At 47.2% G+C, this 25,570-nt stretch carries 20 protein-coding genes and 4 pseudogenes; 10 read left to right on the forward strand and 14 right to left on the reverse strand.

The features are described 5' to 3' along the window. Positions 1-65: 65 nt before the first annotated feature. A pseudogene (gene tnpC / locus ACOCLE_RS23260) lies at positions 66-1,571 on the forward strand (IS66 family transposase). Here the strand turns inward: tnpC (ACOCLE_RS23260) and ACOCLE_RS23265 are convergent. The 6 genes from ACOCLE_RS23265 to ACOCLE_RS23290 form a co-directional block, all read right to left on the reverse strand. Further along, positions 1,572-2,171, reverse strand: coding sequence for an IS256 family transposase (locus ACOCLE_RS23265; RefSeq protein WP_419534449.1), 600 nt, complete (start codon positions 2,169-2,171; stop codon positions 1,572-1,574). It abuts the pseudogene before it with no gap. A 59-nt stretch (positions 2,172-2,230) separates the two neighbouring features. Continuing rightward, entirely contained in the window at positions 2,231-3,736 is a 1,506-nt protein-coding gene (gene tnpC / locus ACOCLE_RS23270) for an IS66 family transposase (protein WP_419532963.1), read from the reverse strand. Positions 3,737-4,105: 369 nt separating this feature from the next. Then, positions 4,106-5,035 carry an ISAs1 family transposase gene (locus ACOCLE_RS23275; RefSeq protein WP_419534450.1) on the reverse strand — a complete coding sequence of 310 codons (930 nt, stop codon included), beginning with the start codon at positions 5,033-5,035 and terminating at the stop codon, positions 4,106-4,108. Next, entirely contained in the window at positions 5,025-6,530 is a 1,506-nt protein-coding gene (tnpC, locus tag ACOCLE_RS23280) for an IS66 family transposase (protein ID WP_419534451.1), read from the reverse strand. The genes ACOCLE_RS23275 and tnpC (ACOCLE_RS23280) overlap by 11 nt, the downstream gene beginning before the upstream one ends. A gap of 106 nt (positions 6,531-6,636) precedes the next feature. Further along, on the reverse strand, positions 6,637-6,903 hold the full coding sequence (locus tag ACOCLE_RS23285) for a transposase family protein (RefSeq protein WP_419534452.1): 267 nt from the start codon (positions 6,901-6,903) through the stop codon (positions 6,637-6,639). Between the two features lie 46 nt (positions 6,904-6,949). Next, positions 6,950-8,230 (reverse strand): ISKra4 family transposase, encoded by a 1,281-nt coding sequence (locus ACOCLE_RS23290; RefSeq protein ID WP_419532972.1) that lies wholly within the window; start codon positions 8,228-8,230, stop codon positions 6,950-6,952. A gap of 597 nt (positions 8,231-8,827) precedes the next feature. On the opposite strand from ACOCLE_RS23290, the gene ACOCLE_RS23295 reads away from it, so the two are divergent. Next, positions 8,828-9,727, forward strand: a complete 900-nt coding sequence (locus ACOCLE_RS23295; protein WP_419534453.1) for a hypothetical protein — start codon at positions 8,828-8,830, stop codon at positions 9,725-9,727. A gap of 99 nt (positions 9,728-9,826) precedes the next feature. On the opposite strand, the gene ACOCLE_RS23300 is transcribed toward ACOCLE_RS23295, so the two are convergent. Together ACOCLE_RS23300 and ACOCLE_RS23305 are read right to left on the reverse strand one after the other, a co-directional pair. Next, positions 9,827-10,801, reverse strand: a complete 975-nt coding sequence (locus ACOCLE_RS23300) for an ankyrin repeat domain-containing protein (RefSeq protein ID WP_419537256.1) — start codon at positions 10,799-10,801, stop codon at positions 9,827-9,829. A gap of 78 nt (positions 10,802-10,879) precedes the next feature. After that, positions 10,880-11,071: pseudogene (locus tag ACOCLE_RS23305) on the reverse strand (hypothetical protein); the annotation flags it as partial. Positions 11,072-11,142: 71 nt separating this feature from the next. Here ACOCLE_RS23305 and ACOCLE_RS23310 point away from each other — a divergent pair. Beyond that, positions 11,143-11,985, forward strand: a pseudogene (locus tag ACOCLE_RS23310) (IS481 family transposase); the annotation flags it as partial. Between the two features lie 30 nt (positions 11,986-12,015). On the opposite strand, the gene ACOCLE_RS23315 reads toward ACOCLE_RS23310, so the two are convergent. Further along, a complete protein-coding gene (locus ACOCLE_RS23315) occupies positions 12,016-13,296 on the reverse strand; it encodes an ISKra4 family transposase (protein ID WP_419532972.1) in 1,281 nt (426 codons plus the stop codon). Between the two features lie 79 nt (positions 13,297-13,375). Between ACOCLE_RS23315 and ACOCLE_RS23320 the strand changes: the two are divergent. After that, a pseudogene (locus ACOCLE_RS23320) lies at positions 13,376-13,576 on the forward strand (IS481 family transposase); the annotation flags it as partial. 306 nt (positions 13,577-13,882) lie between these two features. On the opposite strand, the gene ptsI reads toward ACOCLE_RS23320, so the two are convergent. From ptsI to ACOCLE_RS23345, 5 genes are all read right to left on the reverse strand, one after another. Next, entirely contained in the window at positions 13,883-15,589 is a 1,707-nt protein-coding gene (gene ptsI / locus ACOCLE_RS23325) for a phosphoenolpyruvate-protein phosphotransferase PtsI (protein WP_419534454.1), read from the reverse strand. 112 nt (positions 15,590-15,701) lie between these two features. Then, on the reverse strand, positions 15,702-15,962 hold the full coding sequence (locus ACOCLE_RS23330; protein WP_066017238.1) for an HPr family phosphocarrier protein: 261 nt from the start codon (positions 15,960-15,962) through the stop codon (positions 15,702-15,704). A gap of 98 nt (positions 15,963-16,060) precedes the next feature. Then, positions 16,061-17,698: a sulfatase-like hydrolase/transferase gene (locus ACOCLE_RS23335; protein ID WP_419534455.1), complete on the reverse strand. Its 1,638-nt coding sequence runs from the start codon at positions 17,696-17,698 to the stop codon at positions 16,061-16,063. A gap of 2 nt (positions 17,699-17,700) precedes the next feature. After that, positions 17,701-18,333 (reverse strand): bifunctional 4-hydroxy-2-oxoglutarate aldolase/2-dehydro-3-deoxy-phosphogluconate aldolase, encoded by a 633-nt coding sequence (locus ACOCLE_RS23340; RefSeq protein WP_419534456.1) that lies wholly within the window; start codon positions 18,331-18,333, stop codon positions 17,701-17,703. 86 nt (positions 18,334-18,419) lie between these two features. Next, on the reverse strand, positions 18,420-19,403 hold the full coding sequence (locus tag ACOCLE_RS23345; RefSeq protein WP_419534457.1) for a sugar kinase: 984 nt from the start codon (positions 19,401-19,403) through the stop codon (positions 18,420-18,422). A 229-nt stretch (positions 19,404-19,632) separates the two neighbouring features. Here ACOCLE_RS23345 and agaR point away from each other — a divergent pair, with 229 nt between their 5' ends. From agaR to ACOCLE_RS23375, 6 genes are all read left to right on the forward strand, one after another. Further along, complete coding sequence (agaR, locus tag ACOCLE_RS23350) at positions 19,633-20,400, forward strand: transcriptional repressor AgaR (RefSeq protein WP_066017242.1); 768 nt, start codon at positions 19,633-19,635, stop codon at positions 20,398-20,400. A gap of 137 nt (positions 20,401-20,537) precedes the next feature. Beyond that, positions 20,538-21,809, forward strand: a complete 1,272-nt coding sequence (locus ACOCLE_RS23355; protein ID WP_419534458.1) for a D-tagatose-bisphosphate aldolase, class II, non-catalytic subunit — start codon at positions 20,538-20,540, stop codon at positions 21,807-21,809. 218 nt (positions 21,810-22,027) lie between these two features. Beyond that, positions 22,028-23,197: an SIS domain-containing protein gene (locus ACOCLE_RS23360; protein WP_419534459.1), complete on the forward strand. Its 1,170-nt coding sequence runs from the start codon at positions 22,028-22,030 to the stop codon at positions 23,195-23,197. A 126-nt stretch (positions 23,198-23,323) separates the two neighbouring features. Continuing rightward, complete coding sequence (agaV, locus tag ACOCLE_RS23365; protein ID WP_066016780.1) at positions 23,324-23,803, forward strand: PTS N-acetylgalactosamine transporter subunit IIB; 480 nt, start codon at positions 23,324-23,326, stop codon at positions 23,801-23,803. 10 nt (positions 23,804-23,813) lie between these two features. After that, positions 23,814-24,599, forward strand: a complete 786-nt coding sequence (agaW, locus tag ACOCLE_RS23370; protein WP_066016779.1) for a PTS N-acetylgalactosamine transporter subunit IIC — start codon at positions 23,814-23,816, stop codon at positions 24,597-24,599. After that, positions 24,589-25,479 (forward strand): PTS system mannose/fructose/sorbose family transporter subunit IID, encoded by an 891-nt coding sequence (locus ACOCLE_RS23375; RefSeq protein ID WP_419534460.1) that lies wholly within the window; start codon positions 24,589-24,591, stop codon positions 25,477-25,479. Before agaW ends, ACOCLE_RS23375 begins: the two co-directional genes overlap by 11 nt. Positions 25,480-25,570 lie beyond the last annotated feature (91 nt).

The raw sequence follows: 25,570 nt of genomic DNA on the forward strand, positions 1-25,570 counted from the left end.
AAATCTGGAATTTTCTGATTTTTCGACCATCATCTTATACTCAATTTTTCTAACAAATCTCCAGTATGGAACCAGACTTCCCAGCTACTCCGTTTACCGAAGCTCTCCTTAAAGAGAATGAAGAGCTTCGGACCGAGAATGCGCTTTTACGGGAACGTTGCAGCGAACTGGAAGAAAGGGTTAATAAAAACAGTCAAAACAGTAGTAAGCCACCATCGTCAGATGGTTATCAAAAGCCCAGTAAAAAAGGGAGTGATAAAGGTGATACATCTTCCAAAGAAGCCCCCTGCTCCTCACAGGAAACACCGAACCCCAAAAGCCTTAGACCATCTTCAGGCAATAAACCAGGTGGCCAGAAAGGTCATCAAGGCTCTTGTTTGAGACGTGTCGCCTTACCCGATTATGTCAGGCATCTGAAGGTTGAAAAATGTTGCTGTTGCCAGTCTTCGCTTATCGATATTAAACCCACCAAATACATTGAGCGACAGGTTTTTGATCCAGGTAGACCCGGAGAATTTGAAGTTACCGCGTACTGGGCAGACGTTAAAGTATGTCCTTGTGGTAAACGGAACACCGCTGAGTTTCCCCAAGGAGTGAAAGCCGCTGCTCAATACGGAGAAGTGACTCAGGCAATGGCTGTTCATTTAAACCAGTATCACTTCATCCCATATCACCGGGTGTCTGAGTATTTCAATACTATTTATTGCATGAGTGTCAGCGCAGGCTCTGTTGCCAATTTTGTTGCCTATACCCATGAGAACCTGGCCTCTACTGAGCAGAGTATCCGCGATGCTTTACAAGAAAGTCCGGTTGCAGGAGCGGATGAAACTGGCATGCGGGTTGACGGTTCACTGTGGTGGTTACACATTATGCGAGATGACCAATGGACGCTTTACTACCTCTCAGAAAGGCGAGGTTGTGAAGCAATGGATGCAATGGGCATCCTGCTGACTTTTGCAGGCATTCTGGTTCACGATCATTGGAAGTCCTACTTTGCCTATGCGGCAGTGCATGTGCTTTGTAATGCCCATCATCTGAGAGAGCTTCAGGGAGTTGTCGATAGGGATGCGAATAAGCTGGCTCTGCGGCTGATGAAATTGCTTACGCTCTCCTGGCACTTCTGCAAGAAATACAAAGCAGCCGGTCTGACTCAAATGCCTGGTGCAATACAGCTTCGCATTGAGACGATATACGACCAAATCCTTCAAAGGGCTCTCACGAAGGAAACCGCTTATATGGAAAAACAACGACAGGTGCTTTGACGTAAGAAGGTCAGGAATACCAAGGCCTACAACCTGTTCAAAAGGCTTATTGAGTTTAAGGTTGAAACGTTGCGCTTCATGTCGGACTTTTCAATTCCCTTCGATAACAATGGCAGTGAACGTGATGCCAGGATGGCCAAACTTAAGCAGAAGATCTCAGGCTGTTTCAGAAGCGAAGACGGAGGTACCATGTTTACCCGAATCCGAAGCTATTTATCATCTGCTAAAAAGCAGGGGTTGAACATATTTCAGGCGCTTCTTAAAGCGGTTCGAAATTACAACAATACGCCTTTGCTGGGTGCTGAATAGTTACAGTTCCTTATGGCCTTCAGTGTTCACGCCAAGAGCAACATACACGGTTTTACGAATAACCCGTTTATCCTGATGAACCTTAACCACAAGGCCATCGAGATACAGGATGGGGAAAAGCCTGTCCAGCGGGCGATTCTGCCATGTCCTGACCTCATCGTAGACAGCATCAGTTACCTTGGATATCAAGGTAGGTGACACCTCAGCGCCGTACATCTCGTGAATGGCTTCGGCAATATCACGGGTGGTCATGCCTCGGGCATAGAGGGTAAGGATTTGCTGATCAAGCTTGTTTAGCCGAGTCTGGCCTTTGGCTATCAGCTGAGGAACAAAGTCACTATTTCGATCTCTGGGGACTTTGACTTCGACCTCACCAAAATCTCCTTTGATATTCTTTGAGGTGCTGCCGTTGCGGCTGTTGCCCGTGTTATGGCCTTCAGGCGAGTATTTGGCATAACCCAGATGCTCTTCCAATTCAGCGGCCATAACACGTTCAACAGTCGCCTTAATAAGTAAACGGCTGAAGTCGGCAAGATGATCCTGAGTTTTAATCTGACTGGCTATTTGATCTACCAGTTTTTCGTTGATTTCAACGCTCATTGTTACTCTCCATTTTGGAGTATTAACGACAAGCGTTTACACAAATTAAATTGCAGTAACTATTCAGCACCCAGCAAAGGCGTATTGTTGTAATTTCGAACCGCTTTAAGAAGCGCCTGAAATATGTTCAACCCCTGCTTTTTAGCAGATGATAAATAGCTTCGGATTCGGGTAAACATGGTACCTCCGTCTTCGCTTCTGAAGCAGCCTGAGATCTTCTGCTTAAGTTTGGCCATCCTGGCATCACGTTCACTGCCATTGTTATCGAAGGGAATTGAAAAGTCCGACATGAAGCGCAACGTTTCAACCTTAAACTCAATAAGCCTTTTGAACAGGTTGTAGGCCTTGGTATTCCTGACCTTCTTACGTCCAAGCACCTGTCGTTGTTTTTCCATATAAGCGGTTTCCTTCGTGAGAGCCCTTTGAAGGATTTGGTCGTATATCGTCTCAATGCGAAGCTGTATTGCACCAGGCATTTGAGTCAGACCGGCTGCTTTGTATTTCTTGCAGAAGTGCCAGGAGAGCGTAAGCAATTTCATCAGCCGCAGAGCCAGCTTATTCGCATCCCTATCGACAACTCCCTGAAGCTCTCTCAGATGATGGGCATTACAAAGCACATGCACTGCCGCATAGGCAAAGTAGGACTTCCAATGATCGTGAACCAGAATGCCTGCAAAAGTCAGCAGGATGCCCATTGCATCCATTGCTTCACAACCTCGCCTTTCTGAGAGGTAGTAAAGCGTCCATTGGTCATCTCGCATAATGTGTAACCACCACAGTGAACCGTCAACCCGCATGCCAGTTTCATCCGCTCCTGCAACCGGACTTTCTTGTAAAGCATCGCGGATACTCTGCTCAGTAGAGGCCAGGTTCTCATGGGTATAGGCAACAAAATTGGCAACAGAGCCTGCGCTGACACTCATGCAATAAATAGTATTGAAATACTCAGACACCCGGTGATATGGGATGAAGTGATACTGGTTTAAATGAACAGCCATTGCCTGAGTCACTTCTCCGTATTGAGCAGCGGCTTTCACTCCTTGGGGAAACTCAGCGGTGTTCCGTTTACCACAAGGACATACTTTAACGTCTGCCCAGTACGCGGTAACTTCAAATTCTCCGGGTCTACCTGGATCAAAAACCTGTCGCTCAATGTATTTGGTGGGTTTAATATCGATAAGCGAAGACTGGCAACAGCAACATTTTTCAACCTTCAGATGCCTGACATAATCGGGTAAGGCGACACGTCTCAAACAAGAGCCTTGATGACCTTTCTGGCCACCTGGTTTATTGCCTGAAGATGGTCTAAGGCTTTTGGGGTTCGGTGTTTCCTGTGAGGAGCAGGGGGCTTCTTTGGAAGATGTATCACCTTTATCACTCCCTTTTTTACTGGGCTTTTGATAACCATCTGACGATGGTGGCTTACTACTGTTTTGACTGTTTTTATTAACCCTTTCTTCCAGTTCGCTGCAACGTTCCCGTAAAAGCGCATTCTCGGTCCGAAGCTCTTCATTCTCTTTAAGGAGAGCTTCGGTAAACGGAGTAGCTGGGAAGTCTGGTTCCATACTGGAGATTTGTTAGAAAAATTGAGTATAAGATGATGGTCGAAAAATCAGAAAATTCCAGATTTATATGAAGGGTGCTGAATAGTTACGTTTTTTTTAATGCTTTTTTCACTACGGAATTTTTTCCTAATGTCTTTTAAGTTATTTGCAAGGACAGCTCTTTCAGACTTATATCTTTGATGCACATCGGCCTTTAATTCTTTTAGATGCTATTTAGATGTCGGAATCATTCTTTCCAAGTGATCTGATTGAACGCAAACTCTGCTTTTCAAATTAGGCGATTGATTATCTTTGAGATTGTTATTTTCCGCAGGCAGTAATTTTTCACCGCCAGATACAGAGACTTTAAAACGAGAATACGGGCAGGGCTTACGCACGAGGATAATCATTCGCATTTGAGCCACTATCCTCACCGAATATATACCTATTCAGCAGCCCTGCCAGATAGCCATTATTCCAACCAGCCCTCTTGCGCTTACGCTTCATGCTTCCTTTATTGGCTGTATCCATATTAAAAATATTCAGACAGATTCTTCGTAAAACTGACAGGTTTTCAGACGCATTTTTATCCTGAGTTAGACAGGCATCTTCATTAAAGGCTATGTCCAGCATCCAGTGAACATTATTCTCCACTTCCCAGTGGATTCGCGTGGCAGTCAGCATTTCCTCCGCGGTCATTGCCTTGCTCGTAATGTATAAGCGAAGGGCTGTCGTCGCTTTTCCATCAATGGTTCTGTCTGCCTGTACGACACCAAATTGTTTCAGACCCTCCCATTCTGTAAGTGTGGAGAGCAGGGTAAGGTCATTAAAGACCCAACAGCAACGATATTCATGACGGCCATGGCCTGTGTTTCTCTGTTCGGCAAAGTTGTCGCATGGCTGGTCAACAGGATTTTGTTCCCAATGGCTCTCAACAACTGCCTGAATATCGTTCTGTAACGTTTCCTGATTGCCTTTCACCGCCAGCAGGTAATCTGCCTCTTTCTCAATACATTTAGCAGCAATGCTTTTTTGGCAACTGATGGCATCGGCAGTGATGAGAGCCCCTTTTAAATCAATGATCTCGAACAGTTCAGGAACCGCCGTTATCTCATTGGATTTCGTATCGACCTTTTTCTGACCGAGCACCAGCCTGAGTCGGCTGCTCCAGGCGCTGACCATGTGCACAGCCCGTTTACCCTTGCCTCTTGATACACGGATCGTCTTGCCATCAATGGGAACAATGTCTGTCTGGCTTTCTCCAAGGGGCAGAGCCATTGGGAAATATGACTTAATCCATCTAATGTAACTATTCAGCACCCAGCAAAGGCGTATTGTTGTAATTTCGAACCGCTTTAAGAAGCGCCTGAAATATGTTCAACCCCTGCTTTTTAGCAGATGATAAATAGCTTCGGATTCGGGTAAACATGGTACCTCCGTCTTCGCTTCTGAAGCAGCCTGAGATCTTCTGCTTAAGTTTGGCCATCCTGGCATCACGTTCACTGCCATTGTTATCGAAGGGAATTGAAAAGTCCGACATGAAGCGCAACGTTTCAACCTTAAACTCAATAAGCCTTTTGAACAGGTTGTAGGCCTTGGTATTCCTGACCTTCTTACGTCCAAGCACCTGTCGTTGTTTTTCCATATAAGCGGTTTCCTTCGTGAGAGCCCTTTGAAGGATTTGGTCGTATATCGTCTCAATGCGAAGCTGTATTGCACCAGGCATTTGAGTCAGACCGGCTGCTTTGTATTTCTTGCAGAAGTGCCAGGAGAGCGTAAGCAATTTCATCAGCCGCAGAGCCAGCTTATTCGCATCCCTATCGACAACTCCCTGAAGCTCTCTCAGATGATGGGCATTACAAAGCACATGCACTGCCGCATAGGCAAAGTAGGACTTCCAATGATCGTGAACCAGAATGCCTGCAAAAGTCAGCAGGATGCCCATTGCATCCATTGCTTCACAACCTCGCCTTTCTGAGAGGTAGTAAAGCGTCCATTGGTCATCTCGCATAATGTGTAACCACCACAGTGAACCGTCAACCCGCATGCCAGTTTCATCCGCTCCTGCAACCGGACTTTCTTGTAAAGCATCGCGGATACTCTGCTCAGTAGAGGCCAGGTTCTCATGGGTATAGGCAACAAAATTGGCAACAGAGCCTGCGCTGACACTCATGCAATAAATAGTATTGAAATACTTAGACACCCGGTGATATGGGATGAAGTGATACTGGTTTAAATGAACAGCCATTGCCTGAGTCACTTCTCCGTATTGAGCAGCGGCTTTCACTCCTTGGGGAAACTCAGCGGTGTTCCGTTTACCACAAGGACATACTTTAACGTCTGCCCAGTACGCGGTAACTTCAAATTCTCCGGGTCTACCTGGATCAAAAACCTGTCGCTCAATGTATTTGGTGGGTTTAATATCGATAAGCGAAGACTGGCAACAGCAACATTTTTCAACCTTCAGATGCCTGACATAATCGGGTAAGGCGACACGTCTCAAACAAGAGCCTTGATGACCTTTCTGGCCACCTGGTTTATTGCCTGAAGATGGTCTAAGGCTTTTGGGGTTCGGTGTTTCCTGTGAGGAGCAGGGGGCTTCTTTGGAAGATGTATCACCTTTATCACTCCCTTTTTTACTGGGCTTTTGATAACCATCTGACGATGGTGGCTTACTACTGTTTTGACTGTTTTTATTAACCCTTTCTTCCAGTTCGCTGCAACGTTCCCGTAAAAGCGCATTCTCGGTCCGAAGCTCTTCATTCTCTTTAAGGAGAGCTTCGGTAAACGGAGTAGCTGGGAAGTCTGGTTCCATACTGGAGATTTGTTAGAAAAATTGAGTATAAGATGATGGTCGAAAAATCAGAAAATTCCAGATTTATATGAAGGGTGCTGAATAGTTACCATCTAATAAAGCAGACTTACAAAGCTTCAGGGTCAAGGACGCAGAATATTCGGTAAAAACAGTCGTGTGATGGAATACCGTGAGGTAACTCCAAAAAGGTACAGAGCCAGTCCTTTTTATCATGACCATAACTTTCAATATCTTCCCAGGTCTCTGCACCACTCATGATGGCGCAGATGGCTATGATCAGGATATCGATAAACTTGTGTTCACAGGCGTTGGAGCGAGCACGCGGGTCTTTAAGATCATTTAGTAAGATGATGAGAGGGGCAGGCTTAAGCATTTAGAGTTCAAAATCAGCGGGGTGCTCTCTCAATTTGATAACTGACTCATAGGTTAGCTTCAACCTTTCCAGTCATGAACTCAGACCAAAGTTGTTCCCAGCGCCCCTTACTCTGGATCAGTGCTCTTGTTGTCAAAAGCACTTCCGCTCCTGTTGCTTTCCACCTCATTCCAGAACCACATAATCGTTGCTTTACCAGAGTCTTACAAGCCGCTTCAGTAACTCCTGAACCTATTGGCCAATGGCGTTTAAGCGCCTGATGATAATTCATTAACTGGTGATTGTTTGTAAAATAGCTCACAGCTTTGTAGCGCTTCTCTGTCAGTGCGATTGTCTTTTTCGGGAGCTCGGCTGATTCAATTTCCTGAAGGATTTTTTTGGCTGCTCCACGCTTGTTTTTCAAACTATGTAGCCTGTCTTCAAGCCACTGGTGTCGCTTCGCCTTACTGGTTGGAAACAGTGCTTCCGCTGCTCCAGCTAAATATTCAGATGCATGATAAAAATCGAGTATCTGCCCAGAGGTATGTTGTTTCAAATAACTCCAGTTTTCTCTAGCCCCGTCAGCTACCCCGATGTATGTGGCATTTGGGTAGAGTCGTTTTAGATCTGCAATCTCCTCGTCGAGCTTGCTCATAAAGCTTTGTTTACCATACTCTGGCGAACTGGCTGTATATATCGTGTGGAGCCTGTCTCCATCTGCAGAATATAGGCTCAATGTCCCACACATGGCTTCCCTCCAGCCTTCTTCACAAAGCAGCATGCAGGTTCCATCCAGACCAATGGCTATTGTTTCAACAGGCTCTTTTAGTGGAGGAAGGTGGTAGTGAGTGTCTTGCTGGTCTTCAATTAATGCACCTACTCTGTCCGATAAATGCTTGATATAAGAATTTGAAAGCGTCCTTTGATGGTTGGTCTCAAAATCTTCTTTTACCGCAGGCGCTGGCATCTGGCTGTATTTCCAGGCGATAGACTTGGCAAATTTGGGGGTAGCTGAACCAATAATACCGGCACGAAGATCAAGTGCTGCCAGAGTACTGCCACCTCTGACACCCTGATATACGGAGCGCTCCAAAGGTATACGACCGTATAAGGTTTCATAGTGCTTAAGAACCTTTCCTTTGTAGTTCCACTTCTGCTGATTAACGACGATAGGTTCTTTATTGGGTGATTCAAATAGCCCCAATAACTCTTTTGTTCCAAGCTGCCCGGCTTCATTGAGTGCACGCTGTAAACTATCTTCAAGATTCAGCATGTTGCCTGAATCTATAGAAACTTCAATTTGCAAAACGATGCTTTTGGTAGAGCTGGAAATAACAGAAGCGGGCATGACAGTTAACTATTATGAGTGGTGTTCCCATAGTAGCTGTGAAAATAGAGCACTATTGTTTCAATCATTCAGAGAGAGCACCCAATCAGCGACTATATCTGTAATCCGGTGGAAATAGAACTTGGCTAAGTTAATCGCTAAATGCAAATGAGAATACTCGTGCGTAAGCCCTGAGAATACGGGGATTCTGTTTTATCTTGGCCGTCAATCAAAGCCCTATTTGTATCAGTATTAATACTGCCGACCCTACCAGAAGAAGCTCCAATGCCATTATTCTGCATAAAAATTCCCCAGTAATTAAAGTTGGATGTTTTTGATGGTTTTGTTGTTGGGAATCCCCCCCATAATGCCAAATATATACGGCAATACTAGAGAGTGAAAGAGTGGATATTTAAAAAGACAATCTTTTGACATTCTGAGAGCCTGTTCATAATCTTCTCAGCAACAGTGTCAGATAGATGGTGAACTAAAAAGAGATGGCGTTATAAACTAGAAAAAACAACCAAAGCAGAATATAGTCATATTTTGTATAAGCCTCAGTAGCAAGGTGTCTGGTAAAGTTGAATTCAAGCAATAAATAAAGGGAGAAGAAGTAACATGCCTATAAACGACAATAGCAATATTAAACAGAGGGATACCGTCGTTAATATACCACCGACATCTGACCACATTAAAGAATCGTCCGTAGAATCGGGCACAGCATGGGGTCGAGCAGCTAAATCACTAATGAATGCTGTATCCTTGCTGTTTGAACGAACTGCAACGTTTTTCAAAAGTTTATTTTCAAGAAAAGTTAAAATTCTTCCAGAGGAATTCGTGACACCTATTAAAATTCTTCCAGAGGAATTCGTGACACCTAGTGATAGGGTGGTTCCGCCGCATTTGCAGGTCTTGAATCAGCTTAAAACTGACCACATTTCCAGTAAAAAAATGGAAGAGCTTATTTTAAACAATCAATTTTCTGATGATGTTCATTACAAAGTTAAAGGTAGCCTTGAGTTTGATCATGTCAGAAGCCTAGACGCTCTGCCCAAGTACATGACTATCGAGGGGAGGCTCTCTGTTCAAAATTGCCCCAAGCTGAAGACTATGCCTGAGATTCTCACCGTACAGGGGCCTCTTTCTATTGAGAACTGCCAAAGTCTCACGACTCTATCCGATACCCTTGTTGTGGGAGCGGACCTCAGAGTTGAGAATTGCCATAGTCTCACAACGCTTCCCAAGAAACTCAACGCAGCATATGATCTTTCTTTTTTCGGCTGCGAACGTTTGGAATACCTGCCTGATTGGATGATAAGACTGGGGCTTACAGATAGTGGACATGCTCGTACTGTCAACCTTGAAGAAACCAACCCTCCCTATGAGGTCGTTCAAAAGCTTTACAGTTACAGTCTTCATCCTGATAGCGATGTCAAGTTTAAGCTTTCTGACAGCGCATTGGTGCAAACAGCCCCCAGCTACCATTACCTCAAGAAGGGGCTCAATAAATTGCGGTAGTTTGCTTAGAAAAATGCCGTCCTTTGAAACAAAGTACCAGCAACATACGACACTCAACCTTGAGGCACTTGGAACAGGAGGACATTTTCCTTGGGTCTGTTATTCTTCGAGGAGATTGTTATCAACAACTCCACTAGCCCACTTGGCTCTGATTAAGGCATGTAGACATTCCTGGTGGCCTTTCAAGGTAGCAATGGACATGGGAGTGGCACCATCTGTGGTTCTCGCCGCATCAATATCAGCTCCAGCGTCGATCAAGGCTTGCAGACATTCTCTGTGGCCTTGCTGAGCCGCAATCAAGGTTGGAGTGGCACCATCCGAAGTCCTCGCTGCATTAATATCCACACCAGCTTCGATGAGAACTTTCAAGCATGCGGTTTGTCCGAACTGAGCGGCAACGAACACTGGGGCACCATCCGTCGTGCTTGCGATAGTAAAATCTGCACCGGCAGTGATCAGGAGTTGTAAGCATTCGGTACGCCCTTCCAATACGGCGATGAACACAGGAGTAGTACCAGTATTCGTTTTCGAGGTGTTCAACTGTGCCTTCGCTTCGATCAGGACTTTCAGGCATTCGATCTGTCCATTCTGGGCTGCAATGAATACCGGGGTGACCCCTGTCTCTTTTGCTCTATTAAAATCGGCTCCGCCTTTGATCAAAGCTTTCAGACATTCGGTGCGACCGTTCTCGGCAGCGATGTACGCTGGAGTTGCTCCCGTCGCCGTTGTAGTGTCCAAATTTGCCTTGGCATCGATCAGTGCTTGCAGACAGGCAACATGGCCTTCTTGGGCAGAGATGAACACTGGGTTGAGACCAAGTGTCTGTTCATCATTTGGCTCCGCTTCGGCATCGAGCAGAGCTTTCACGCATTCGGTGTGACCATTGAGGGCAGCGATGAACAACAGTTTTGTAAACTCGCCGGAAATCGCAGATTGAAACTTTTCCCGAACAATCTTCGGATGCAGTACTAATAAGTTCTGTAATTGTTTGAGATCACCAGCACGGCAGACTTGTAAGGGCGTAGCTTCACAAAAGGGGGATGTTTCATAAAAATTGGCACCAGCCTCACGCATTAGTGGTAATGGCTCTTGCCGACATATGGCACACAAGCGTGACCCTACAGGTCTAGTCAATAGCCATTGAGAAATACAGTCCAGATCATAGCGGTGGCCGCATTGAGACTTGACAATAGTCGGTGCAACATCACGACCGTTGAAATCGTCAAGACAAACGCAACACTTATCTCCAGAAGAAATAGTCGTTTTTGGGGATGCACAAGAAGAACCGGGAATGGAGTCCATAAGCTGGAGTAGTTCAGACTTAATCTGACAACTTCTTCTCATCAAAAGAAAAAGGTTACCGATTTACAAAGAAGGTGAGTTCACTGAAATCTAAATCATTAAAGGTGACCCTTATGATTCACACCAACCAGAAAATCATCAAGCACAAGGTTGGGCTACTGAACCTTGCAGATGAGCTCGGAAACATCTCTAAAGCCTGTAAAACCATGGGTGTCTCCAGAGATACATTTTATCGTTACCGGGATGCTGTGGATGAAGGTGGAGTGGAAGCACTTCTTGATCAAAGCCGAAGAGTTCCAAACCTCAAAAACCGAGTAGACCCCGCTGTTGAAAAAGCCGTTCTTGAGTATGCGGTAGAAGATCCTGCCCATGGGCAGGCCCGTGTTTCCAATGAACTTCGCAAGCAAGGTATCTTCGTCTCTCCCAGCGGTGTGAGAAGCATCTGGCTAAGAAATGATCTGGGAAGCTTCAAACTGCGCCTCAAAGCCCTTGAAGAGAAAGTGGCTCGAGAAGGAATCATTCTCACCGAGTCCCAGGTCAGGGCACTTGAGCGCAAGAATCTGGATGATGAGGCCAGTGGTGAGATTGACACAGCGCACCCTGGCTACCTTGGTTCACAGGACACTTTCTATGTTGGAACCTTTAAAGGTGTTGGCCGCGTTTATCAGCAGACTTATGTTGATACTTACTCCAAGGTAGCGCAGGCCAAGCTCTATAAGACAAAGACCCCAATTACGGCTGCAGACCTGCTCAATGACCGCGTGTTGCCATTCTATGAAGCACGAGAGCTGCCTGTGCTCAGAATACTGACAGACAGAGGTACAGAGTATTGTGGTCGTGCTGATCAACACGATTATCAACTTTACCTGGCGGTGAACGACATTGAACATACGAAGACGAAAACCCGGCATCCACAAACGAATGGAATCTGTGAACGCTTCCATAAAACGATTCTGCAGGGGTGCTCTCTCAATTTGATAACTGACTCATAGGTTAGCTTCAACCTTTCCAGTCATGAACTCAGACCAAAGTTGTTCCCAGCGCCCCTTACTCTGGATCAGTGCTCTTGTTGTCAAAAGCACTTCCGCTCCTGTTGCTTTCCACCTCATTCCAGAACCACATAATCGTTGCTTTACCAGAGTCTTACAAGCCGCTTCAGTAACTCCTGAACCTATTGGCCAATGGCGTTTAAGCGCCTGATGATAATTCATTAACTGGTGATTGTTTGTAAAATAGCTCACAGCTTTGTAGCGCTTCTCTGTCAGTGCGATTGTCTTTTTCGGGAGCTCGGCTGATTCAATTTCCTGAAGGATTTTTTTGGCTGCTCCACGCTTGTTTTTCAAACTATGTAGCCTGTCTTCAAGCCACTGGTGTCGCTTCGCCTTACTGGTTGGAAACAGTGCTTCCGCTGCTCCAGCTAAATATTCAGATGCATGATAAAAATCGAGTATCTGCCCAGAGGTATGTTGTTTCAAATAACTCCAGTTTTCTCTAGCCCCGTCAGCTACCCCGATGTATGTGGCATTTGGGTAGAGTCGTTTTAGATCTGCAATCTCCTCGTCGAGCTTGCTCATAAAGCTTTGTTTACCATACTCTGGCGAACTGGCTGTATATATCGTGTGGAGCCTGTCTCCATCTGCAGAATATAGGCTCAATGTCCCACACATGGCTTCCCTCCAGCCTTCTTCACAAAGCAGCATGCAGGTTCCATCCAGACCAATGGCTATTGTTTCAACAGGCTCTTTTAGTGGAGGAAGGTGGTAGTGAGTGTCTTGCTGGTCTTCAATTAATGCACCTACTCTGTCCGATAAATGCTTGATATAAGAATTTGAAAGCGTCCTTTGATGGTTGGTCTCAAAATCTTCTTTTACCGCAGGCGCTGGCATCTGGCTGTATTTCCAGGCGATAGACTTGGCAAATTTGGGGGTAGCTGAACCAATAATACCGGCACGAAGATCAAGTGCTGCCAGAGTACTGCCACCTCTGACACCCTGATATACGGAGCGCTCCAAAGGTATACGACCGTATAAGGTTTCATAGTGCTTAAGAACCTTTCCTTTGTAGTTCCACTTCTGCTGATTAACGACGATAGGTTCTTTATTGGGTGATTCAAATAGCCCCAATAACTCTTTTGTTCCAAGCTGCCCGGCTTCATTGAGTGCACGCTGTAAACTATCTTCAAGATTCAGCATGTTGCCTGAATCTATAGAAACTTCAATTTGCAAAACGATGCTTTTGGTAGAGCTGGAAATAACAGAAGCGGGCATGACAGTTAACTATTATGAGTGGTGTTCCCATAGTAGCTGTGAAAATAGAGCACTATTGTTTCAATCATTCAGAGAGAGCACCCTTCTGCAGGAGTTTTATCAACCTGCATTGAGAAAGACGCTGTATACGAGTATTGAGATGATTCAGTCAGATCTGGACGAATGGTTAATTCACTACAATACTGAGCGTACCCATCAAGGTAAGCAGTGCAACGGGAAAACGCCGATAGAAACACTGATTGATGGGAAAGAGATCTGGAAGGAAAAGTTCATAGCCTGAATTTGACCTGACAGACACCTTCTTTCTAAATCGGTAACCCTTTTCTTTTGATGAGAAGAAAATGTCAGATTAAGTCTGAACTACTTCAGTTTAGATAGTCTGATCTATTGGCTTTTTGTTTTGGATGGATAATTGGACACCAAAGCATCTTATATTTCATTGATATCTGGTCTGAAAAGCACAATAAAATAGTTTTGTACTTCCCCTGGCATATGGTAGAGAACAGATAGGCTCTGATTCTACCATATGGTCTAAATCTAAAAATCAATACTCATTTAATGCGTTCACAAAAATGAATAGTGTTTTTTAGCGTATAGTATCAATTAAGCTTCTGACTGCATCAGCATCTCTCGCTTTCAAACATTGTGTTGCCAGCTCTTGAAGCTTTTCACTGTTCTGTTCGCGCAGGATCTTCTTAATCATGGGAACAGACGGTGCAGACATACTGAACTCATCCAGGCCAAGCCCTGCCAGAATCAATGCAGCACGTTCATCGCCGGCAAACTCACCACACATCCCGGTCCATTTACCTGCAGCGTGAGAAGCATCAATGACCTGCTTAACCGCTCTCAGTACGGAAGGAGAGAAACTGTCGTAAAGGTGAGCAATGTTTTCATTGCCTCGATCTACCGCCAGAATATACTGAGTCAGGTCATTGGTACCGATACTGAAAAAGTCGAGCTCTTCAATCAGCTGATCAGCAATCATAACAGCTGCTGGCGTTTCAATCATGATGCCCAGCTCACACTGCTCATCAAACGCAATACCTTGATCTCTCAGGCTCTGTTTGGCCTTCTCAACATGCGCTTTCAGCTGCATCACTTCATTGACCGAAATGACCATGGGGAACATGATACGCAGCTTACCAAAAGCACTGGCTCTCAGAATGGCGCGAAGTTGAGTCTGCAGGATTTCCGGACGATCCAGGCACATACGCACTGCACGCCAGCCCAGGAATGGGTTCAATTCCTTTGGCAGGTCCAGGTAAGGCAGATCCTTGTCACCTCCGATATCCAGGGTACGGATAATGACGGGTCTTTCTCCCATTGCTTCCGCTACTTCCTTGTAAGCCTGAAACTGAACTTCTTCAGAAGGCAGTGAGTTGCGGTCCATGAACAGGAATTCTGTGCGGTAGAGGCCAACACCTTCAGCACCGTTGCGCAGTGCGCCATCGACATCCTTTGGCGTACCGATATTGGCGCAAAGCTCGAAGTGTTTGCCATCGACCGTCGCTGCTGGCAGGTCTTTCAGTTTTGCCAGTTCATTGCGGGCTGCTGCCAGTGTTTCCTGATGAGTACGGGCAGATGCCAGTTGCTCTTCGGAAGGATTCACAATGATTTCGTTATTGATGGCATCCAGGATCAGCAGATCGCCGTGCAGGATCGCAGTGGTTGCCTGCTGACAGCCGACCATGGCCGGAATTTCCAGAGAACGGGCCATGATGGCAGAGTGAGATGTACGTCCACCAACGTCAGTTACGAAACCGATGACTTTATCCAGATCCAGCTGGGCAGTGTCAGAAGGGGTCAGGTCGTTGGCGATAACGATTGAGTTTTCTTCCAGGTTTTCCAGTCCGGAGATGCGAATGCCCAGAATGTTCTTGACCATTCTCAGGCCGACATCGCGGAAGTCTGCTACACGCTCTCTCAGGTAGGCATCTTCCAGAGTCTCCAGCAGCTGAATATTGCTCTGTATGGCTTCATGAGTAGCAACGGCAGCTGGTTTTCCTTCACCAATCAGGCTGAAAATCTCTTCTTCCAGCTCTTCGTCTTCCGCCACCATCATGTGGCCTTCAAATACAGCAGCTTCTTCTTCGCCAAACTTGCCGAGCATGTCCCGGTACAGGTGATCCAGCTGCGCAGTCGTCTGTTCACGAGCCATTTTAAAGCGCTCGATCTCGTTGTTAAGCTGGTCTTCGGTTACCTTGTAGTCTGGCAGGATCAGTTCCTGCTCACAGTGAATAACCGCTTTACCGATGGCGATACCTTCGGATGCAATGATGCCCTTGATCATGTAACTCTGAACCTGATGAAACTTGCGAAACGGGGGATAACCGCTTCCCGTTGCCCGCTGTTCGTAAAGCGGATGTGGCTTTACCGGACAGCGGATAGCGGGCGGCGATTTATTAACCTTCCAGGTTTTCGATAACGACTTTCAGTTTTTCCATAGCTGCTACTTCGTCATCCCCTTCAATCGTCAGAGTGATTACGTCGTCTTTAACGATACCGGCAGACATCAGTTTCATCAGGCTTTTAGCGTTGGCCTTACGTCCCTTGTTCTCAACAGTGATCGCGCTGGAAAACTCTTTGCAGGCTTTTACAAATACAGCGCCAGGACGAGTGTGCAGGCCGTTTTCGTTGGTTACTTTGATTTGTGCAGTTTGCATGGTTTCATTTCCTGAATGGTGGTTGCAGGGCTCTATCAGGAGCCCGCAATAATGTTTAAATGGGTCGCTTTAAGCCGGTAACTGGCTTTCTGTATTCATCAGCCTTTTAACAGGCTGTTCTTCAATTCTTTGAAGTAGTCCTTGCCCCATACAGCAGGCTCAGGCTTGTCTTTAATCCACTCTCTGATACCGGCCTGCATTTCCTTGACCAGTGCCGGATGCTGGGCAGCAATGTCATTGACTTCAGCAGGGTCAACAGCACGGTTGTAGAGGCGAACGGTGTTGTCGTTCTGCCACCAGTGCAGGGACCATTGACCTTTGCGTACACTCCAGCTGGCTGTGGAATATTTTTCCAGGTGTGGACTGCTGGGCTCAATATCGGACTCGGAGCGTCCGGATACGTACTCAAAATAATCTCGCCAGAAGTCATCGTTCGGCTCTCCCCAGTGGAAAGCCCGCGGGCCAGCCCAGAACAGCATGTCATGTGGCTCAGCACTGTCAGCTCCGCTCAGGTGAGGCAGCAGGTTCACACCATCCAGTTTTTCCGGCTGAGGTGCGCTCAGGCCTGAAGCCGCCAGCAGAGTGGGCATCAGGTCCATGGTAGAAACCAGACCATCGTAAATCATGCCTTTGGGCAGTGATTTGCCCCAGGCAACCAGAGGGATGTGAACACCTCCGTCCATCAGAGAGCCTTTGTTCCCGGTTAACAGGCCGTTCTGTGGCATGGGTGAGTCAGCAACACCGCCATTATCCGGCATGAACAGGAAGATGGTGTTGTCGGCACGGCCAGAGGCTTCCAGCTCGTTCATCAGCAGAAGGATGCTGTCGTCAATTGCAGCGATGGATGCGTAGTAATTGTCGACTTCCTGGTTTCCGGTATTAAAGCGGCCCAGGTATTTTTCCGGTGCCATGGCTGTCAGCGGTATATGGGGTGCCGCATGAGCATAATAAAGGAAGAATGGTTGATCTTTCTTCACACTGCGGATAAAGGCCAGTGCTTCATCCGTCATCTGGTCTGTCATGTAGCCTTTGGATTCAGCCAGTTCACCATTGCGCATCCAGGTCGGTGAGTTGTAGCTGGATACACCGGAAGCATGGAAGCCAAAGAAGTAGTCAAAACCACGATCGGTAGGACGATAGCCTTCTTCTGCCCAGATGATCGAGTTGTCGTGGTAATCTCGGGAAGTAGAGCCTTCCACCGCTTCTTTACGCACCTTGGCCAAGTGCCATTTACCAATAGCGCCGGTACGGTAGCCGTTTTTCTGGAAGACTTCTGGCAGGAAGGTCTCTTCCAGTGGAACACCAGGTTTTACATCGTCGTTGTTGTAAATACCAAACTGGTGAGGGTAACGGGATGTCATGATGCCGGTACGTGAAGCGGCACAGACCGGGTGAGTAACGTGTGCATTACTGAAGCGAACACCGTCAACGGCCAGTTTTTTCAGCGTTGGCATGGCGGATCTGGAAGCATGGATAGCTGCATCCAGATCAACAGCATAACGCTCACTGACATAACGTTCTGCCAGAACGGTTTTGTTATAACTCTCAGGCAGGAAGTCAAACTGCCCAAAACCCTGATCGTCGGTGACCATCAAAATAATGTTGGGCGGATTCTCTTTATCCCCCAGTAATTGATTAACCCGCTGTGCGGCGCTGGTGCAGCCTCCCAGAGTCAGCGGGAGCATGGCGGAAGCGCCAGTAATACCAAGGGTCTTTAAAAAACTTCTGCGTTTCATGGTTATGCCTTCTGGAGTCCGTCTACTGCTTCACCTGCAAGCCGGGTTATCTCATCCCAGCGCTCCTCTTTTACCAGGTTGCCCGGACACACCCAGGAGCCACCAATGGCCATAACATTTGTCAGTGCCAGATAATCTTTTGCATTGTGCAGGCCAATACCACCAGTAGGGCAGAATTTAACGTCAGGGAAGGGGCCTGCAAGGGCTTTGAGCATGCTGATACCGCCAGACTGCTCAGCAGGAAAGAGTTTCAGCAGGTTATAGCCATGCTCCATGGCCTGAATAACATCAGACGGTGTAGAAACACCCGGGAGAAATGAAAGTCCCTGTTCTTTCGCTTCTTTTAATAATGCCGGTGTTGCTCCAGGCGATACCGCAAAGTCTGCACCTGCTTTCAATACGGCTTCTACCTGACTGGCAGAAGTGACTGTGCCTGCCCCGGTAATACACTCGGGCATTGCCGCTTTGATTGCCTGAATCGCTTCCAGAGCACAGGATGTGCGCAGGGTAACTTCAAATACATTAATTCCACCGGCTGACAATGCTCGGGCAAGGGGAACGGCGTGGCTCAGCTCTTCAATAACAATAACCGGAAGAACAGGGTAAGCCTTTGAAAGAATGTATTCGCTTGTCATGGAACTTCTTCTTTTGTCAGCGCTTTTGTAAGAAGGGCCTAGATTCATAAAACGACAATGCCTTTATATATCTTCTTAAGAGACTGCTATAACGCAGGCATAACCTCTTTGGGAATAACACCACCACGATGCATGATCACTTCAGCAGCAAGACGATGACCGGCCTGGCATGCTTCAACGGGTGAAGCTCCAAGCATGCGACTGCTCAGGTAAGCACCATTAAAGGAATCTCCAGCGCCGGTGGTATCTACGGGCGTGCTGACCTTTTGGGCAACAACGGTTTGTACATCATCATTGGATTTCACCAAGCACGGTGCCGAGCCTCTTTTGATAATCAGCTCAGGAATGTGCTCAAGGCGCTGAAGTGTGTCTTCTACCGACTGGTCATTAAACAGCAGTTGTTCATCTTCGAAGGTCAACAGAGCGATGTCGGTCAGCTCCAGAACCTGCTTATACCAGTGTCTTGCATCTTCAGCATCTTTCCAGAGAGCCGGACGGTGATTGGTATCGAAAGCAATAATTGAACCATTGTGTTTCGCTGTTTTCAGTAAATTAACTAGCTGCTTTCGAGATTCGTAAGGTAAAATTGCAACCGTAATACCGGATAAGAAGATCAGACTGTTTTCAGAAGCTATGCTTTCTATCTGATCCTGAGTCAGAGCATCGGAAAACAGTGAACGGGCAGCAGATTCTGAGCGCCAGTAGTGGAAGCTTCTTTCACCGGTTGCATCGACATTGACCGAATAGAGACCGGGCAACTTACCCGACAGACTGTAGACATGACGGGTGTCAATACCTTCGCCCTGCCATGCGGCTAGCATCCGGCTGCTGAAGTTGTCTTGTCCCAGGGCCGTAACGTAGCGAACAGCGATATCTTTCTGTTGACTGGTTGAAGCTTCCTTAAGAAGTCTTGCCATATAAACAGTGGTGTTAAGTGTATCGCCGGCAAAGTTTACTTTCAGAAACTTTTCGTTTTCGCTGTTGTTTTCACCCAAAACATCAGTTTGAGTGAGTTCGACCATGCATTCACCAATGCATGCTATGGAAGCCGGCTTAATGATCAGTGTCATAGTCTTTCGAATTCCTTCGTGTTTAGATGATGCTCTCACAAAATAGTTTTCATTTTAATGATCTCTATCATTATTAATGAAAATATTTTGGTGTAAAAACTGAGTTTATCGCTATTTTGAAAGCAAAATCACTAACAAGTGAAAATTTGAAACAAAAAATTGAAAGGCAAGTGAAAAGCCTGTATGTTTGCTGCAACTGTGTGAAAGCGCAGTTGAAAGAGAGGTTTAAATGAGTACTGTTGAGAGACGCGAAGCCATCGTTCGCCTGGTGCGTGACAAAGGTCTGGCTCGGGTGGAAGAGTTGGCTGAGCACTTCAAGGTATCCAGTGTCACGATCCGCAACGATCTTAATTACCTGGATAACAAAGGTCTCCTGCTTCGCTCTCACGGCGGTGCCATGGCCCTGGATGATGTTGTTAAAGAGATGCCTTTTGACGATAAAGGCGCTGTGAACATCTCCCAGAAGGAAGCAATCGGCGCAGCGGCCGCCAGACTCGTTAATGATGGTGAATCCATTATTCTTGACTCTGGTACCACTACGCAGCAGCTGGCAAAGCATCTGGTGAACAACAAGAACCTGGTGGTAATGACCAACGGGCTTAATGTTGCCAGTGAGCTGGTAAAGGCTTCCGGTATTGAGATCATGATGACCGGAGGAACCCTCCGTTCAAAGTCGCACTCCTTTTATGGTTCACAGGCGGAAGATGCTCTGCGTCAATACCGTTTTGACAAGCTGTTCCTCGGGGTTGACGGATTTGATCTTGTTGCAGGCCTGACTACGCATTTTGATCGTGAAGCTACCCTGAACCGTGTGATGTGTGACATTTCCAGTGAAATTATTCTACTGGCGGACTCCAGCAAGTTCGGTCGCAAGGGTTATCACTTCATCCGCTCTTTTGGCGCTTTCCATACGCTGGTAACCGATAAGGGGATACCAGCAGACTATATGGCAGGTTTGCAGCGTCAGGGAGTCAGAGTCATTATTGCTGACAGTTGATCGCTTTCGATAATTTTCAAGTCGTTTTCTGATTTCTCAGATGATTCCAAAGTTATTGAAAGGTTGTAGCTTTCATGCAATAACACTTGATCGGTGACGCCGCAGCTTAAATCGAAAGCAGTACATAAGGTGTTGCTGTGAGCAGTTTAATTGAGATCATCAGGCGTCATAAACAGGGAGCACAGTGTGGGGTTTACTCCATCTGCTCCGCTAACCGGCTGGTTCTTGAAGCCGCTATTCTGCAGGCCAGAAAAGACGGCTCCGGAGTCCTGATTGAGGCAACCTCCAATCAGGTTAACCAATTCGGTGGTTACACCGACATGAACCCGGTTGCTTTTCGCGAATACGTTTATGATATCGCCCGTGAGCTTGATTTTCCGGTAGAAAATATCTGGCTGGGTGGTGATCATCTGGGGCCTAACTGCTGGCAGAATGAACCAGCAGCCTCCGCGATGGAAAAGTCCCGTGAGCTGATCAAGGCTTACGTTGCCGCCGGATTTACCAAAATTCACCTGGATGCCAGCATGAGCTGTCAGGACGACCCTGCCGTTCTGAGCGATGAGGTGGTTGCCCAGCGTGCCGCTGATCTGTGTAAAGTGGCTGAAACTACGGCCGTTGAGTGTTTCGGTCAGTCCAATATTGTTTATGTCATCGGAACCGAAGTTCCTGTCCCGGGTGGTGAAGCGGAAGAAATTTCCGGTCTTCATATCACTACGCCTGAACGCGCCAGTTATACGCTGGACTGCCACCGACAAATATTTGAAGAAGCTGGCCTTGAGAGTGCCTGGCAGCGTGTAGTCGGTCTGGTAGTTCAGCCGGGTGTTGAGTTCGACCACACGTCCGTTATCGATTATCAGCCTGAAAAAGCTGTTGATCTGAGTCGCTTTATTGAAGCGGATCCGAACATCGTTTTTGAAGCGCATTCCACCGATTACCAAACACCTGATGCTTATAAAGCACTGGTTCGTGATCATTTTGCCATATTGAAAGTAGGTCCACAGCTCACTTTTGCCATGCGTGAAGCGCTTTATGCTCTTGCACATATTGAAGATTCTCTGGTGCCGGAAGCGAAGCGCTCTCATATCCGTGAAGCCATGGAAGAAGAGATGATGGCCAACCCCGGTAACTGGGAAAAGTATTATGCTGGTAACGACGACGATCGTCGTTTTGCAAGAACCTACAGTTACAGCGACCGTATCCGTTACTACTGGAACAGCGAAAGAGCAGAAAAAGCACTGACGGCTCTGCTGGAAAACCTGGAGTCCCGAGTTATTCCGATGCCGCTGGTCAGTCAGTATCTGCCAGAGCAGTACTGGGCGATACGTCGTGGTGAAATCAAAGGCACTGCCAGATCACTGATTCATCACCGTGTTATGCAGGTGACTGAAGATTACGCGAAAGCCTGTTGATCACGGGTTCCAGTCTTCTTGAGCGCATAGAAGGCTTGAAACCATTAGAAAACAAATCCGTTTTTAAATTCGCTGACAAAAAGTTCTGTTTTGTCGGAGGGGGTTCTTCTGGCCTTAAAAAACTCAGAAACACTCCGGCAAAACCTGAAAGATACCTTAACTGGCAATTTTGAACGGTTTTTTAATAAATCGTTTAAAGAAAAGAGTAGAGAAGAGAGATGAGCAGTTACCTGGGTTTAGATGAAAGCTACCTTCGTGATATCGGGGGCGAGCAAACCGCAGTAGAAATCAGCCAGCAGCCAAGGGTATGGCGTGAAGCTCTCGCTAATATCGACGCCTGCCGTGCAGAACTGGATGCATTTCTTGCGCCACTGCTGGCAAAAGAAAATCTGCGGGTTGTTCTTTCCGGAGCCGGTACTTCAGCTTTTGCAGGTCAGGTGGTTGCGCCTCACCTGGCTCGCGTTACTGGTCGTCGTTTTGAAGCAGTCAGCACCACTGATATCGTTGCTTCACCTGCTGAGTGCTTTGCTGAACAGGTGCCAACACTGGTGATCTCGATTGCCCGTTCCGGCCGTAGTCCTGAAAGTGTTGCCACTGTTGAGTTGGCTGATCAGCTGGTTGATGAGTGCTATCACCTGTTGCTGACCTGTAACCCTGAAGGTGATCTGGCTCTGGCCAGTCAGTCCCGCAGCAACATGTTCTGCCTGTTAATGCCAGAAGGTACTAACGACAGAGGATTTGCGATGACCAGCAGTTACACCAGTATGATGCTGAGTGCGCTGTGCATCTTTGACCGTGAACAGGGTACTGCAGAGCTGGTTGAAAAACTGAGTCAGGTTACTGAGCAACTGCTGGAAGAAAAAATTGGTGAGCTGAAAGCTCTGGCTGAGCAAGACTTTGAAAGACTGGTGTTTCTGGGTAGCGCAAGCCTGAAGGGGCTGGCTCAGGAAGCCTCTTTGAAATTTCTGGAACTGACCGCCGGTAAGGTTGTTTCTGTATTTGATTCCCCACTGGGTTTTCGTCACGGACCTAAGTCCATCGTTAATGACAAGACCGTCATTATCGAATTCATGACCAATGACTCATACACACGACAGTATGACCTGGACCTGCTGGCCGAGCTCCGTCGTGATGACAAGGCTGCTCACATTCTCGCCATTACTGATGAACAGGACGATGACGTTCGAAAGGGTAATGTGATGAGCCTCGGACAAAATTTAGGATATGAAAATGTTTGGCTTTCGTTTCCTTTCATTGCTCTAGCTCAAGTTTTTGCATTCTTCAAATCCGTACAATTGCAAATAACACCGGATAACCCCTGTCCCACAGGTGAAGTAAACAGGGTCGTCCAGGGCGTCATTATTCACCCTTATAGCAAGCAGCCTTGAGCCCAATAACAAAGCCTTGAGCTGGAAATGCCGCCACCTCCCGTTGATAAGGGAATGAAAATGTTCCGGCGGCATTTTCAAAAAAATTTGAGATCTATTGGTTAGAGACTTTCAGGAGTACGGTACATGAACACCCCTAATATTGTGCTGGTTCGTATTGATAACCGAATGCTGCATGGGCAGATCGCTATTACCTGGAGCCATCATGCTGGTGGTAACCTGATTCTGGTGGCGAATGATTCCGCATCTGAAGACCCTGTCCGCCAGAACCTGATGGATATGGCTGCTCCTCCGGGAATGGCTACCCGTTATTTCTCTATTCAGAAGACCATCGACGTTATTCACAAGGCAAGTGCTGCACAGAAAATCGTGATGGTGGTTGAAACTCCTCAGGACGTTCTGCGTCTGGCTAAAGGCGGCGTGCCTTTCACCAAGGTTAACGTGGGTAACATGCACTTCAGTGAAGGCAAGAACCAGATCCACAAAACCGTTTCCGTAGATCAGAGCGATATCGACGCGTTCCGTGAGCTGACTGAAATGGGCATTGAATGCACCATTCAGCGTCTGCCAGAAGAAGAACCAATCGAAATCATGAGCGCACTCTGAGGGGATACGTATGTTAATGGAAGCCATACTCGTCGCCCTCTGGGCGGCGCTGTGCGGCATCGACAAGTACGATGTTGCACTGAATATTCACCGCCCACTGATCACCGGTACTGTTGTCGGTCTGATCATGGGTGACCTGCAGACAGGCCTGATGGCCGGTGCTGCCATGGAACTGGCCTGGCTTGGTCTGGTTCCTAATGCTGGAGCCCAGCCACCCGATGTCACCATCGGCGCCATTATTGGTACCGCATTCGTTATCCTGACCGGCGAAAACCCTGAAGTGGGTATTGGTATCGCCATGCCATTCGCTGTGGCCATGCAGAGTCTGATTGTACTGCTGTTCACTGCGTTCGCTCCGGTAATGCACAAGTGTGATGAATACGCCAGAAGCTGCAATACCCGTGGTATCGATAACATGCTCTACCTGGGCCTTGGTGTTCGTGCCTTTATCTACGCTTTGGTTGCTTTCCTACCGATTTACTTTGGTTCAGAAACTGCGGGTGCCATTGTTGCGCTGCTGCCAGAAGAAGTACTTGCCGGATTGTCAGCCGCTGGTCGTATGATGCCTGCCATTGGTTTTGCCATGCTGCTGAAAATCATGCTCAAGAAAGAAGTGGCAGCTTACTTCTTTATCGGCTTCGTACTGGTGACTTACCTGAAGCTACCGGTACTGGCTGTTGCCATTCTCGGTACCTGTGTTGCCGTACTTGATTACATGATGCGAGTAGAACGTCAGCAGACAGTTGCTCAGGCTCAACCTGCTTCTGCCCATGGAGATTTCAGCGATGGCATCTGATACCACATACAGCAACGACATCGCTGAAAGCAAAGCGCTGGTAGACGGTGTCAGCGATGAAGTCCTGAATCAGGATTTCTTTGAAGATCAGTCCAAAGAAGAAGTTATCACCAAGAAAGACCTGTGGAAGATCTCTATCCGCGGTCTGTTCATGGAAGGTAACTTTAACTATGAACGTATGCAGGCCGGCAGCTGGGCTTACACCCTGATCCCGATCCTGAAAAAGATCCACAAGAACAAGAATGACCTGGCTAAGTCATTGAAGATGCACCTTGAGCTCTTCAATGCTTCTCCAAAGCTGTTCACCTTCATCGTTGGCCTGGTGGCAGCGATGGAACAGAACAAAGAGAAGCCAAGCACCATTCGTTCTCTGAAAGTAGCGGCCATGGGGCCAACAGGTGGTATCGGTGATGCCATCGACCACATGACCCTGATGCCAATTACCCTGGGTATCGGTGCATCCATTGCCCTGGATGGCAGTGTGGCGGGACCTTTTGTGTTCTTCTTCCTGTACCAGATGGTGCACTTCCCACTGTACTTCTGGCTGACTTTCTACGGCTACCAGTCCGGTGTTAACGCTCTGGCTCAGCTGAAAGAGAAAACTGTCCTGCTGTCCCGTGCGGCCACCATTCTTGGTCTGACCGTAGTGGGCGCGCTGAGTGCCAGCTTTATCAAGATCTCCACACCGCTGGTGGTGGAGGCTGGACAGGCGACAGTGCACATACAGACGGATCTGCTCGACAAGATCATGCCGAACCTTCTGCCTCTGGGCTTTGTATTCCTGATGTACTACCTAGTGCAAAAGGGTAAATCACCCAGCGGTCTGATTGGCCTGACCATGGTGATCGGTATCGCCGGTAAGTATCTGGGCATTCTGTAATCAATACAGGCAGGGGGAATGACTCCCCCTCTTGAAAACCTTAGCTCTTAATCGTCCTTAAAAGTGTCGTCTTCTCCCTGTACCACATCAG

Origin of the sequence: Endozoicomonas sp., assembly GCF_965196975.1 — a bacterium.
Lineage (GTDB): Bacteria > Pseudomonadota > Gammaproteobacteria > Pseudomonadales > Endozoicomonadaceae > Endozoicomonas.

Excerpts from the sequence above, each read along its gene's own strand:
- ACOCLE_RS23315 (WP_419532972.1), bottom strand. The coding sequence starts at position 13,296 with ATGCCCGCTTCTGTTATTTCCAGCTCTACCAAAAGCATCGTTTTGCAA.
- tnpC (WP_419534451.1), bottom strand. The coding sequence starts at position 6,530 with ATGGAACCAGACTTCCCAGCTACTCCGTTTACCGAAGCTCTCCTTAAA.
- agaW (WP_066016779.1), top strand. The coding sequence starts at position 23,814 with ATGTTAATGGAAGCCATACTCGTCGCCCTCTGGGCGGCGCTGTGCGGC.
- ACOCLE_RS23285 (WP_419534452.1), bottom strand. The coding sequence starts at position 6,903 with ATGCTTAAGCCTGCCCCTCTCATCATCTTACTAAATGATCTTAAAGAC.
- ACOCLE_RS23375 (WP_419534460.1), top strand. The coding sequence starts at position 24,589 with ATGGCATCTGATACCACATACAGCAACGACATCGCTGAAAGCAAAGCG.
- tnpC (WP_419532963.1), bottom strand. The coding sequence starts at position 3,736 with ATGGAACCAGACTTCCCAGCTACTCCGTTTACCGAAGCTCTCCTTAAA.
- ptsI (WP_419534454.1), bottom strand. The coding sequence starts at position 15,589 with ATGATCAAGGGCATCATTGCATCCGAAGGTATCGCCATCGGTAAAGCG.
- ACOCLE_RS23300 (WP_419537256.1), bottom strand. The coding sequence starts at position 10,801 with ATGCGTGAGGCTGGTGCCAATTTTTATGAAACATCCCCCTTTTGTGAA.
- ACOCLE_RS23295 (WP_419534453.1), top strand. The coding sequence starts at position 8,828 with ATGCCTATAAACGACAATAGCAATATTAAACAGAGGGATACCGTCGTT.
- ACOCLE_RS23290 (WP_419532972.1), bottom strand. The coding sequence starts at position 8,230 with ATGCCCGCTTCTGTTATTTCCAGCTCTACCAAAAGCATCGTTTTGCAA.
- ACOCLE_RS23330 (WP_066017238.1), bottom strand. The coding sequence starts at position 15,962 with ATGCAAACTGCACAAATCAAAGTAACCAACGAAAACGGCCTGCACACT.
- ACOCLE_RS23345 (WP_419534457.1), bottom strand. The coding sequence starts at position 19,403 with ATGACACTGATCATTAAGCCGGCTTCCATAGCATGCATTGGTGAATGC.
- agaV (WP_066016780.1), top strand. The coding sequence starts at position 23,324 with ATGAACACCCCTAATATTGTGCTGGTTCGTATTGATAACCGAATGCTG.
- ACOCLE_RS23335 (WP_419534455.1), bottom strand. The coding sequence starts at position 17,698 with ATGAAACGCAGAAGTTTTTTAAAGACCCTTGGTATTACTGGCGCTTCC.
- ACOCLE_RS23340 (WP_419534456.1), bottom strand. The coding sequence starts at position 18,333 with ATGACAAGCGAATACATTCTTTCAAAGGCTTACCCTGTTCTTCCGGTT.
- ACOCLE_RS23265 (WP_419534449.1), bottom strand. The coding sequence starts at position 2,171 with ATGAGCGTTGAAATCAACGAAAAACTGGTAGATCAAATAGCCAGTCAG.
- ACOCLE_RS23360 (WP_419534459.1), top strand. The coding sequence starts at position 22,028 with ATGAGCAGTTACCTGGGTTTAGATGAAAGCTACCTTCGTGATATCGGG.
- agaR (WP_066017242.1), top strand. The coding sequence starts at position 19,633 with ATGAGTACTGTTGAGAGACGCGAAGCCATCGTTCGCCTGGTGCGTGAC.